Consider the following 12,113-nt stretch of genomic DNA (forward strand, 5'->3'; position numbering starts at 1 on the left):
CGGACACGCTCACGGTGGGGGCAGATGTGCCAACTGGACCAGGCGTACGCCCTCACGCCGGGTGACCAGCCGGCCCCGTCCGGGCGGCAGCGGCCCGGGACGGACCTGACCGACCAGCGGCCCCTCGTCGGGGCTGCCGCTCATCACCAGCCCGGCGGTGGAGAGCTCGCGGAGGCGCTGCACGATGGGCTCGTACTGGGCCCGGGCGGCGCCGCCGGAACGGCGGACCAGCACCAGGTGCAGCCCGATGTCGCGGGCCTGCGGCAGGTGCTCCTCCAGGCCGCGCAGCGGGTTTGCCGGGCCGCTGGACACCAGGTCGTAGTCGTCGACCAGCACGAACAGCTCCGGCCCGGACCACCAGGACCGCTCCCGCAGCTGCGCCGGGGTCACGTCCGGCCCGGGCAGCCGGGCCTGCATGTAGCCGGCGACCGACTCGACCAGTTCGGCGGTGTGCGCCGCCGCGCTGCCGTACCCGATCACGTGCGGGTCGTCGATCAGGCTGTACAGGCTGCGCCGGTAGTCGACCAGGATGATCCGGGCCTGCTCCGGGGTGAACCGGTCGATGATCGAGGTGGCCAGCGCGCGCAGGAACGAGGACTTGCCGCACTCCGCGTCGCCGAAGACGACGAAGTGCGGCTCGCTGGCGAAGTCCACCGCCACCGGGCGCAGGTCCGCCTCGGCCACGCCGATCGGAAAGGCCAGCCCGGTGGCGGCGGAGGTGTCGAGGTCGGCGTACGGGAGCACCGGCGGCAGCAGTCGCACCCGCGGGGCGGGCGGACCGGACCAGGCTCCGGCGACCGCCTTCACCAGGTCGGCCGGCTCCGTCCCGGCCAGCTGGGGCAGCGCGGTGAGGAAGTGCAGGCTCTGCGCGGTGATGCCCCGGCCGGGTGACTTCTCCGGCACGCTCGCCGCGGCGACCCGCTTCACCGCCGAGTCCGACGGGTCGCCGAGGCGCAGCTCCAGCCGGGAGCCGAACAGGTCCCGGATGGCCGGCCGGAAGTCCATCCAGCGGACCGCGCTCGCCACCACGTGCACCCCGTACGACAGGCCGCGGGTGGCCAGGTCGGTGACCAGCGGTTCCAGGTCGTCGTACTCGCCGCGCAGGGTGGCCCAGCCGTCGACCACCAGGAAGACGTCGCCGAACGGGTCGACGGTCGGCTGGCCGGCCCCCGCCAACCCGGACCGGCGCTGCCGCCAGGCCGCCATCGACTCGACGCCCAGCTCGGCGAAGCGGCGCTCCCGCTCGGCGAGCAGGGTGGCGATCTCGCCGATGGTCCGGCGTACCACCGTCGGGTCGGACCGCCCCGCCACCTGGCCGACGTGCGGCAGGTCGCGCAGCGCGGCGAGCCCGCCACCGCCGAAGTCCAGGCAGTAGACCTGCGCCTCGGCCGGCGTGTGGGTGAGCGCCAGCGCGCAGATCAGCGTGCGGAGCAGGTGCGACTTGCCGCTCTGCGGCCCGCCGACCACCGCCACGTGCCCGGCCGCGCCGTCCAGCGCCAGCCAGAGCAGGTCGCGGCGCTGCTCGAAGGGCTTGTCCACCACGGCCACCGGCACCTGGAGCGCGCCGTGCAGCTCCGGGTTGGCCACGGTGAGGCCGCGCTGCGGGTCGACGGCGGCCGGCCCGAGCAGCTCGTCCAGGGCGGGTGCGGTGTCGAGCGGGGGCAGCCAGACCTGGTGCGCCGGCGGGCCCTGCCCGGCCAGCCGACCGACCAGCACGTCGAGCAGGTTCTCCGTCTCCTCCTCGACGGCGGGCAGCGCCGCAGTGGCCGGCTCCGGCACCGGCACCAGGTGGGTGGAGAAGGTGAGCAGCCGGGTGCCGCCGCCCGCGCCGCCGCCGCCCGCCACGCCGCGCCGGCGGACCGGTCCGGAGACGTACGCGGCCTTGAACCGGACCAGCGGGTCGGTGCCGGCCCGCAGGTAGCCGTGCCCGGGCGAGCGGGGCAGCTCGTGCGCGTCCGGCACCCCGAGCACCGTCCGGGACTCCAGCGCCGAGAAGGTGCGCAACCCGATCCGGTACGACAGGTGGGTGTCGAGGCCCCGCAGCCGCCCCTCCTCCAGGCGTTGGCTGGCCAGCAGCAGATGCACCCCGAGCGACCGGCCCAGCCGTCCGATCTGGACGAACAGGTCGATGAAGTCCGGCTTGGCGGAGAGCAGCTCGGAGAACTCGTCGCAGATCAGCAGCAGCGAGGGCAGCGGGGCCAGCGGGGTGCCGGCGGCCCGGGCCCGCTCGTAGTCGCGCAGGCTGGCGAAGTTGCCGGCCCGGCGCAGCAGCTCCTGGCGGCGCATCAGCTCGCCGTTGATGGCGTCCACCATCCGGTCCACCAGCGGCAGCGCGTCGGCCAGGTTGGTGATCACGGCGGCGGTGTGCGGCAACCGGTCGAAGGAGGCGAAGGTGGCGCCGCCCTTGAAGTCGACCAGTACGAAGTTGAGCTGTTCCGAGCTGTGCGTGGCGGCCAGCCCGAGCACCAGGGTGCGCAGCAGCTCCGACTTGCCGGAACCGGTCGCGCCGATCAGCAGGCCGTGCGGACCCATGCCGTCCTGCGCCGACTCCTTCAGGTCCAGCTCGATCGCGCCGCCGTCGGCACCGACCCCGATCGGCACCCGCAGCCGGTCCCGCCCCGAGCGGGGCGCCCAGCCCTGCCCGGCGGTGAAGCCCTCCGGGTCGCCGATGCCGAGCAGGTCGGGCAGGCCCAACTCGGCCCCGGGCGCGGTCTCGCCCCCGCGTACGGTGGTGGCCAGCCGCAGCGGCGCGAGCCGGCGGGCCACCGCCTCGGCGTCGGCGACCTCGAGCCGGTCGGCGGTGCCCACCTCGGCGTGCCCCTCGGCCGACCGGGAGTGCAACCGGTCGCCGCGCAGCTCCAGCAGGAGGGCGAAGCGGTCGAGCAGCCGCGGCGGCGGGGTGTCCAGGTCGATGACGGTGACCGCGTCGATGCCGCCGTCCCCGGCCAGCTCGGTCGCCCCGGTCAGGTCGGCGCCGTCGAGCAGCACCACCACGTGCGGCCCGTCGGTGGCCGGGCCGGCCGGGCTGAACCGGGACCGGCTGGCCAGCACCTCGTCGAGCAACCGTTCCAGTTCGGCGGCGGAGCTGGTGACCAGCCGGACCGGGCCGAGCGCGTCGGTGCGGCCGGGATGGTGGGCGTGCGGCAGCCACTTGACCCACTCCCAGAGCGCCCGCCGTTCCGGCCCGGCGCAGACCGCGATGAGCAGTTCGTCCGGGGCGTGGAAGACGGCGAGCTGGGTGAGCATGGCCCGGGCCAGCGCCTGCGCCCCGGGCGAGCCGGTGCCGCCACGCGGGTCCCCCGCCTCACCGCGGACGAAGACCCGGGCGAAGCTGCGCATCGACAGCGCCACCGGCAGGTCCGGCACCACCGAGTACGCGTCGAGGAAGCGCCGCAGCGCTCCCGCGGTCATCGGTTCCAGCTCCTCCAGCGGCCGGGTGACCGGGGGGACCAGGGGCGTGGCCAGGGTCTGCGGGCCGACGGCCACCCGGACCACGGCGAAGTCCGGGTCACCCGGCCGGCGCTCCCAGACCCGGTGGCTGTCGACGGTCGACCAGAGCCGGCCCGGATCCGGGTGCCGGTAGAAGAGCCCGGCCCGCTGCTGCCCGGCCGTCTGCCGGACCCGGCGGCGCAGCGCCGCCAGGTGCCGCAGGTACTCGCGTCGGGCGGCCATCATCTCCGACTTCTTCGGGGTGCCGGAGGCGCTGCCCCACGAGGTCACCAGCATCGCCACCGACGAGAGCCCGAACATGCCCCCCACCACGTACGAGTAGGCACCGCCGCCCCGGCCGAACATCATCGCCATCGCCACCGTGCCGCCCAGCATGGGCAGCACCATCAGTGCCTGCTGCCAGCGGCCGCCGGTCACCGCGGGGATCTCCGGTGGCGCCTCGACGGGCAGCTCACCCACCGGTATCTCCGGCGCCGGACGGCGCGGCGGTCGCTTGATGACGACAGTGGACACTGACCCTCCAAGGTGGCGCTCGGTAACCCGAGCCTGGCTCATGGTAGGTAAAGTCCTGTCGTCCGTCAGCCACCGCTCCCGCTCGATATGGAGATCAGTCGATGACTACCGGGCTGGCAAGGGTCACCATCAGCGCTCCGCAACGACGCGTCGACGTGGCCCTGCCGGAGCAGGTGCCCCTCGCCGAGCTGCTGCCCGAGGTGCTGCGGCACGCCGGCGAAGGGCTGGCCGACGACGGCGAACGGCACGGCGGCTGGGTGCTGCGCCGCACCGACGGGGCGGTGCTGGCGACCGCGCAGGCGCTGCTCCCGCAGGGGGTGCGTGACGGCGAGGTGCTGCACCTCGTGCCGGCCCACGCCGAGTGGCCCGAGCTGGAGTACGACGACGTGGTGGAGGCGATCGCCGACGGCGCCCGCCGGCGCGGCAGCGCCTGGTCCCCGGCCGCCACCCGGGCCGCCGCGCTCGCCGGCGCCGGCGTGCCGCTGGCCGTCGGGCTGGTCGCCGTCCTGGCCGGCGGGCCGCAGCACCGGGCCGGCTGGCCGCTGGCGGTCACCGTCGCGTTGCTGCTCGCGCTCGCCGGCACGGTCGCCTCCCGGGCGTACGGGGACGGCCCGACCGGCGCCACCCTCGGCGGGTACGCGCTGCCGTACGCCGCGGCGGCCGGCGCCCTCGCGGTCAGCTCCGGCGACCCGGTCGGTGCGTTCCGGCCGCTGCCCTGGCTGGGCGCCCCCGAGCTGCTGGCCGGCGCGGTGGCGCTGCTGCTGGTGTCGGTGCTCGGCCTGCTCGGCACCGCCACCCGGCTGCGGGTCTTCGTGGCCGGCGCGACCCTCGGCGCGGTCGGCGCGGCGGCCGCCCTCGGCGGGCTCCTGCTCGGGCCGGCCGAGACCGCCGCGGTGCTGCTCAGCGTGCTCGTCTTCGCCCTCGGCGGGCTGCCGCTGCTGGCGATCCGGCTGGGCAAGATGCCGCTGCCGCCGATCACCCTGCCCACCGGCCCGACCGGCGGCCCGGACGGCGTGCGGGACCTGCCCGACCGGGCGCGGGTGCACGCGGCGGTGGCCCGGACCGAGGAGATGCTGACCGGGATGCTGATCGGGCACGGCGCGCTGGCACTCGCCGCGGCGCTGGTGCTCGGCGTCACCGGCGGGCTGGCCGGGCGGCTGCTGGTGGCCGTCGTCTCGGCGGTGCTGCTGCTGCGCTCCCGGCTCTTCGTGGCGGTCCGCCACCGGGTGCCGCCCGTGCTGGCCGGGCTGGCCGGGTTCGCGGTCCTCGGCGTGGTGCTGGCCGCCGAAGCCGGCGATGCCGGGGTGCTGGCGCTGACCGTGGGCGGGCTGCTGGTGGCGCTCACCGCCGTGGCAGCCGGCACCACGTACGCCCGGCGGCCGGTGTCGCCGTACGTCGGTCGGGTGGCCGACCTGACCGACACCGCGCTGGTGGTCTCCGTCGTGCCGGTGGCCTGTGCCGTGCTGGGCCTCTACGACGCCGCGCGCGGCCTGCTCGGCTGAGCGGACGACGAAGGGCCCGGGCGTGAGCCCGGGCCCGACGTGGCGGTACTGGTCAGTGCGCGGTGTCGCCGCGCTCCTCGGCATCCTTGGCCCGCTGGTACGACGCGCGGATCTCGGCCTCGGCCTCGACCCGGCCCACCCAGGTGGCACCCTCGACCGACTTGCCCGGCTCCAGGTCCTTGTAGACCTCGAAGAAGTGCTGGATCTCCAGCCGGTCGAACTCGCCCAGGTGGTGGATGTCGCGCAGGTGCTCCTGGCGCGGGTCCTCGTAGGGCACGCAGAGGACCTTGTCGTCGCCGCCCTTCTCGTCCGTCATCCGGAACATGCCGATCGTGCGGCAGCGGATCAGGCAGCCCGGGAAGGTCGGCTCGGGGACGAGCACCAGCGCGTCCAGCGGGTCGCCGTCCTCGCCGAGGGTGCCCTCGATGAAGCCGTAGTCGGCCGGGTACTGGGTCGACGTGAAGAGGGTGCGGTCCAGCCGGATCCGGCCGGTCACGTGGTCCACCTCGTACTTGTTTCGGTGACCCTTCGGGATCTCAACCGTGACGTCGAAATCCATCTCCCACGCTCCCTCGTCTGCCCACGCTGGCTGAACGGAACCACAGACGCCCCCGGTACGGGTGATTGGCCACCCACCGGCTCCGGACGCCGCATAGTCTTCGGACCGAAGTAGTGTCACCCAGGCTGGTTCCGGAGGCGGGAGGAGGGGGTCGTGGGGAGGGAAGATTCACACTACCGCCCGGAGGGGGTTGACGGGCGCGGGTCCGGTGGATCCACGAGCGGACGCGTTCCGGTGCCCGGTGCGCACCCGTCCGACCGTTCTGCCCCGCCCGGGCCCGGCGCCGGGCAGCCGCCGTCGGGGCCGGTTCCGCCGGCCTGGCCGGGCGATCCCCGCAACACCGGCCGGTTCCCCGACGTGAACCCGCCCGGCCGTCCCGCCGCCGGCTCCGCCCGCGTGCCGTCCGGTCCGCCGCCGGCCGCCGGGTCGGCCCGGGTCCCGCCGCCGTCCTGGGACGCCCCGGGCACCGGGCCCGGCCAGGTCCACCGCGCCGGCCAGGGCCACGTCTACGGCGCCGCGCCGGTCTCGCCCTCGGCCGGTCCGGTCTTCCCGGCCGCCGGCTCCGTGCCCGTCTCCCCGCCGCCGGCGGGTGCCGGGCCGCTGGCTCCGCCGCCCCCCGCGCCGCGTCGGCGGCGCCGGTTGCTGCCGGTCGCGGTGCTCGCCACCGTGCTGCTGCTCGTGCTGGCCGGGGTCGCCGTGGTGCTCCGCCCCGGGCCGGTCGCCGGGTGGCTGGGCGACGACGCCGCCGGGCCGGCCGCCGCCGCCCAGGTGCCGGAGCCCGACCCGTCGCCAGTGCTCGCCGGCCCCGACGCCAACGCCCCGCTGCCCACCGCCGCCGGGGTACGCGCCGCCGTGGAGCCGCTGCTCGGGGCCGCCGCCCTCGGCAGCCGGGTGAACATCTCGGTGGCCGACCTGACCACCGGGCAGTCGATCTACGCCCGGGGCGGCGACGACGGCACGGTGCCCGCCTCGGTGACCAAGCTGGCGACCGGCGTGACAGTGCTGGAGGCCCGCGGCCCCGGGTACCGCATCCCCACCCGGGCGGTGGCCGGGGCGAACCCGGGCGAGGTGGTGCTCGTCGGCGGCGGCGACCCGACCCTCGCCGTGGACGGCAAGGGCTTCTACCCCGGCGCGGCCCGCCTCGACACGCTGGCCAAGCAGGTGAAGCAGGCGCTCGGCGGCACCGCTCCGACCAAGGTCGTCGTCGACTCCTCGCTCTTCCCCGGCCCGGTGCACGGCCCCGGCTGGGACGACGACATCCCGACCGGCGGCTACGGCGCCTCGATCACCGCGTTGATGACCGACGGCGCGCGCAGCGACCCCGAGGCGGCCCGGAAGACCTTCGATGACACCCACGGCGCGGCCGAGCGGGTCCCGCGGCCCGACCTGACCGCTGGCCGCTCCTTCGCCCGGCTCCTCGGCCTCGGCGGGGACGCCCAGGTCACCCCGGGCACCGCCCCGCCGGCCGGCGGCGCCGCGGCCACCGGCGCCCCGGCGCCCGGCACCGAGCTGGGCAAGGTCGAGTCGCTGCCGATGATCCGCCTGGTCGACATCATGATCAGCGACAGCGACAACGTGATCGCCGAGGCGCTGGCCCGGCAGGTGGCGCTGGCCCGCAACCAGCCGGCGAGCTTCGTCGGCGGGGCGGCGGCGATGGACGAGGTCATCGGCGAGCTGGGCCTGCCGGCCGGCGAGATCAGCCTCTCCGACGGCAGCGGGCTGTCCCGGAACAACCGGATCAGCCCGTCCCTGCTCACCGACCTGATCGCGCTCGCCGGCAAGGGCGACCACCCGGAACTGGGCGCCATCTTCGGCGGCCTGCCGGTCGGCGCCTGGTCCGGCACCCTGGGTGACCGCTACCGGGTCGACGCGACCGAAGCCGGTGCCGGGGTGGTCCGGGCCAAGACCGGCACGCTGACCGGGGTGCACGCCATCGCCGGGCTGGTCACCACGGCCGAGGGGCGGCTGCTCACCTTCGCGGTCCTCACCGACCGGGCCCCGGCCGGTGACTCGGACGTCAGCCGTCAGGCCCTCGACCGGATCGCCGGCGCCCTGGCCGGCTGCGGCTGCCGCTGACCCCGACCGCCGGAGCCCCAGCTCGCACGCCGGGCCGGGGTGTTCCGGCGCGGGTACGGTGGGTGCATGGCGCAGTTCGTGGACTGGGATCTGGCCGCCGCGACCGCGGGGGCGCTGGGCAAGTCGGGCCCCCGGGTGTCGTACGCCGAGGCCACCGACGTGGTCGTCGACCTGCGACGGCTCACCGAGGAGGCGGCCGGGCACGTCGCCGACTACACCGGGTTGCGCTCGCAGGTGACGCACCCGCCGGTACGGGTGGTGGACCGCCGGGACTGGGCGGCCGCCAACATCGCCGGCCTGCGTGAGGTGATCACCCCGCTGGTCAACCGGCTCTCCGGCGACAAGCGTCCCGGGCCGCTCACCGAGGCGATCGGCTCCCGGCTGACCGGGATGCAGGCCGGCACGGTGCTCGCCTACCTCTCCGGCCGGGTCCTCGGCCAGTACGAGGTGTTCTCCGCCGACCCGGGGCAGCTGCTGCTGGTCGCGCCGAACATCGTCGAGGTGGAGCGGAAGCTGGAGGCGAACCCGCGCGACTTCCGGCTCTGGGTCTGCCTGCACGAGGTCACCCACCGCACCCAGTTCACCTCGGTGCCCTGGATGCGGGCGTACTTCCTCGGCGAGGTCAACGCCTTCGTCGACGCCGCGCAGGGCAACGAGCACCTGCTGGAGCGGCTGCGCCGGGGCGTCGCCACCCTCTCCGACGCGATCAAGGACCCGGAGAGCCGCACCAGCGTGCTGGACATCGTACAGACCCCGGCCCAGCGGGCCGTGCTAGACCGGCTCACCGCGCTGATGACCCTGCTGGAGGGGCACGCCGAGTTCGTGATGGACGGCGTCGGGCCGCAGGTCATCCCCAGCGTGGAGCGGATCCGGGCGGGGTTCAACCGCCGCCGTGAGGCCGGCAACCCGCTGGAGAAGGCGATCCGCCGGCTGCTCGGCGTCGACGTCAAGATGCGTCAGTACGCCGAGGGCCGGAAGTTCGTGCACGGCGTGGTCGACCGGGTCGGCATGGACGGCTTCAACAAGATCTTCAGCTCCCCGCTGACGCTGCCCCGGCTGAACGAGCTGGGCGACCCGGACGCCTGGGTGGCCCGGGTGCACGGGCCGGCCGGCGCCACCCCGACCGCCGGCTGAGCGGACGGCCGTGGCCGCCCTCGCCCCGCCGGTCGCCGCGATCCGGATCGCCGTCCGCCGCGCGCTGACCGCGCTGCCGGCCGACGGGCCGGTGCTGGTGGCCTGCTCCGGCGGGGCCGACTCGCTCGCCCTGGCCGCCGCGACCGCCTTCGTGGCGCCCCGGCTCGGCCGGCGGGCCGGTCTGGTGACCGTGGACCACGGGTTGCAGGAGGGCTCCGCCGGGCGGGCCGAGGCGGTGGCCTGCTGGGCCGTCGAGGCCGGCCTCGACCCGGTCGAGGCGGTGCCGGTGACCGTGGCCGGGCGCCCCGGCGGCCCGGAGGCGGCCGCCCGCGAGGCCCGCTACCAGGCGCTGGTCGACGCCGCCCGGCGACACCGCGCGGCGGCGCTGCTGGTCGGGCACACCCGCGACGACCAGGCCGAGACGGTGCTGCTCGCGCTGGCCCGGGGCGCCGGACCGCGCGGGCTGGCCGGCATGCCCGAGCGCCGCGACCTGGACGGGGTGCCGCTGCTGCGCCCGCTGCTCGACGTCACCCGGGACGACACCCGCAAGGCGTGCGCCGCGCTCGGGCTGACCCCGTGGGAGGACCCGCACAACGCCGACCCCTCGTACGCCCGCGCCCGGGTGCGCGCCGACGTGCTGCCGGTGCTGCTGCGGGCGCTCGGTCCGGGGGTGCTGGACAACCTGGCGCGGACCGCCCGCCTGGTGGCCGCCGACACCGCCGCCCTGGACGACCTGGCCGCCGCCGCGCTCGCCGCCCCGGCCCGGGAAGCGTCGCCCGGGGACGGGCCCGTCGGTGGTGGGGTGGTCGTCGGCGTGCGGGCTGTCGGCGGAGGGCTCTCCGTGGCGGCCCTGGCCGCCTTGCCGACGGCGGTGCGAACCCGGGTGCTGCACGCCTGGGCTCGTGAACTGGGCGCGTCGCCGGCCGCCCTGTCGCACCGGCACGTGGCCGCGCTGGAAGCGCTGGTCACCGACTGGCATGGGCAAGGCGCGACGCACCTGCCGGGTGGGCTGCGGGTGGCTCGCAGGGCCGGCCGACTGCTCCCGCTCGGCGGAGGGCCCGGCTGAAACGCGTCGTCGCCGGTTGAGTCGGATCCATGATCGGGTGACGTTCTCCGGCGGATCTGACGGCGTGTCGTGTCGGTTTCTGCTTTCCGATCATGACGGGGCGACGCCGACGCTGCCCGGGAGCCGCCGGAGGCGGTAGACATGGCGGATGGCGTACCCCCGACAGCCGCTCTTCGCCCCGAACGGTGCCGTCGCGACCAGCCAGCCGCTCGCGGCGGCCGCGGGTCTGGCCGTGCTGCGGCGCGGCGGCAACGCCGTCGACGCCGCGCTGGCCACGGCGATCGCGCTCACCGTGGTGCAGCCGCCCTCCAACGACATCGGCGGTGACCTGTTCGCGATCGTCTGGGACGGCGAGCGGCTGCACGGGTTGAACGCCTCCGGCCGATCCCCGGCCGCGCTGACCCGGGAGGTGGTGCTCACCGCGACCGCAGGGCGCGCGCCGGCGGCGGTGGACGCGCTCGGCGGCGCGCAGGCGCGCGGTCCGGCGATGCCGGCCCGGGGCTGGCTGCCGGTGACCGTGCCCGGCGCGCCGGCCGGCTGGCGGGACCTGCACGACCGGTTCGGGTCGCTGCCCTTCGCGGAGCTCTTCACCGACGCGATCTCCTACGCCGAGCACGGCTACCCGGTCGCCACCGGGACCGCCGCCACCTGGGACCGGGCGCTGGCCGCGCGGGTCGAGCCGGGCGGCGAGGAGTACGCCGAGTTCGACCGGGTGTTCACCATCGACGGGCGGGCGCCCCGCCCCGGCGAGCGGTGGCGCAACCCGGACGCCGCCCGCACCCTGCGCCGCATCGCCGAAACCGGCGCGGAGGACTTCTACCGGGGTGACATCGCCGCCGCGCTCGACGGGCACGCGGCCCGCACGGGTGGCCTGCTCACCGGTGACGACCTGACCCGGCACGTTTCTACCTGGGTGGACCCGGTCAGCGCCCGCTACCGGGGGCACGAGGTCTGGGAGCTGCCGCCCAACGGGCAGGGGATCGCCGCCCTGCTCGCGCTGAACATCCTGGCCGGCACGGATGTCGCCGCGCTCGACGCCGGGGAGCGGCTGCACCGCCAGATCGAGGCGGTCAAGCTCGGCTTCGCCGACGCCCACGCGCACGTGGCCGACCCGGAGCGGGCCTCGGTGCCCACCGCCGCCCTGCTCGACCCCGGCTACGCGGCGGCCCGGCGGGCCCTGGTCACCGACCGGGCCGGCGACCCGGTGGCAGGCGACCCGGAGCGCGGCGGCACCGTCTATCTGTGCACCGCCGACGCGGGCGGGATGATGGTCAGCCTGATCCAGTCCACCTACCTGGCGTTCGGCTCCCGGGTGGTGCTGCCCGGCCACGGCTTCGCGTTGCAGAACCGGGGCATCGGGTTCCGTCTCGACCCGGCGCACCCGAACGTGGTCGGGCCGGCCAAGCGGCCCTTCCACACCATCATCCCGGGCTTCCTGACCCGCGACGGCGCGCCGGTCGGACCGTTCGGCGTGATGGGCGGGCACATGCAGCCGCAGGGGCACGTCCAGCTGGTCTCCGCCACCCTGGACGCCGGCCTCGACCCGCAGGCCGCGCTGGACGCTCCCCGCTGGTACTGGCACGCCGGCCGGACCCTGCTGGTCGAGCCGACGCTGGCGGCGGTGCCCGGCCTGGTCGCGGGGTTGCGCTCGCGGGGGCACGAGGTCACCGTCGCGGAGGAGCCTTCGGTCTTCGGGTACGGGCAGGCGCTGTGGCGCGCTTCGTCCGGTGGGTACGTGGTGGGGTCGGAGTCTCGGGTGGACGGGGCTGCTGTCGGGTTCTGACTCTTCCGGTTCGTGGGGCGCGGGGTGGGT

The 12,113-nt window shown here is 76.1% G+C and carries 7 protein-coding genes; 5 read left to right on the forward strand and 2 right to left on the reverse strand.

Going from position 1 to position 12,113, the window contains the following annotated elements; all coding sequences use genetic code 11:
- Nucleotides 1-9 precede the first annotated feature (9 nt).
- A complete protein-coding gene (gene eccCa, locus FHX75_RS18255; protein WP_154941348.1) occupies nucleotides 10-3,963 on the reverse strand; it encodes a type VII secretion protein EccCa in 3,954 nt (1,317 codons plus the stop codon).
- Between the two features lie 101 nt (nucleotides 3,964-4,064).
- Here eccCa and eccD point away from each other — a divergent pair, with 101 nt between their 5' ends.
- The gene (gene eccD / locus FHX75_RS18260; protein WP_154941349.1) at nucleotides 4,065-5,465 is read left to right on the forward strand and encodes a type VII secretion integral membrane protein EccD; all 1,401 of its coding nucleotides are present in this window, start codon (nucleotides 4,065-4,067) and stop codon (nucleotides 5,463-5,465) included.
- 52 nt (nucleotides 5,466-5,517) lie between these two features.
- Here eccD and FHX75_RS18265 read toward each other — a convergent pair whose 3' ends face one another.
- Complete coding sequence (locus FHX75_RS18265; RefSeq protein ID WP_154941350.1) at nucleotides 5,518-6,024, reverse strand: inorganic diphosphatase; 507 nt, start codon at nucleotides 6,022-6,024, stop codon at nucleotides 5,518-5,520.
- A gap of 600 nt (nucleotides 6,025-6,624) precedes the next feature.
- On the opposite strand from FHX75_RS18265, the gene dacB reads away from it, so the two are divergent.
- From dacB to FHX75_RS18285, 4 genes are all read left to right on the forward strand, one after another.
- On the forward strand, nucleotides 6,625-8,100 hold the full coding sequence (gene dacB / locus FHX75_RS18270) for a D-alanyl-D-alanine carboxypeptidase/D-alanyl-D-alanine endopeptidase (protein ID WP_342799360.1): 1,476 nt from the start codon (nucleotides 6,625-6,627) through the stop codon (nucleotides 8,098-8,100).
- 66 nt (nucleotides 8,101-8,166) lie between these two features.
- A complete protein-coding gene (locus FHX75_RS18275; RefSeq protein WP_154941352.1) occupies nucleotides 8,167-9,234 on the forward strand; it encodes a zinc-dependent metalloprotease in 1,068 nt (355 codons plus the stop codon).
- A gap of 10 nt (nucleotides 9,235-9,244) precedes the next feature.
- A complete protein-coding gene (gene tilS, locus FHX75_RS18280; RefSeq protein ID WP_154941353.1) occupies nucleotides 9,245-10,300 on the forward strand; it encodes a tRNA lysidine(34) synthetase TilS in 1,056 nt (351 codons plus the stop codon).
- A 148-nt stretch (nucleotides 10,301-10,448) separates the two neighbouring features.
- On the forward strand, nucleotides 10,449-12,083 hold the full coding sequence (locus FHX75_RS18285; protein WP_154941354.1) for a gamma-glutamyltransferase family protein: 1,635 nt from the start codon (nucleotides 10,449-10,451) through the stop codon (nucleotides 12,081-12,083).
- The last annotated feature ends 30 nt before the right edge of the window (nucleotides 12,084-12,113 follow it).

Origin of the sequence: Micromonospora palomenae, from assembly GCF_007829925.1 — a bacterium.
GTDB lineage: Bacteria > Actinomycetota > Actinomycetes > Mycobacteriales > Micromonosporaceae > Micromonospora > Micromonospora purpureochromogenes.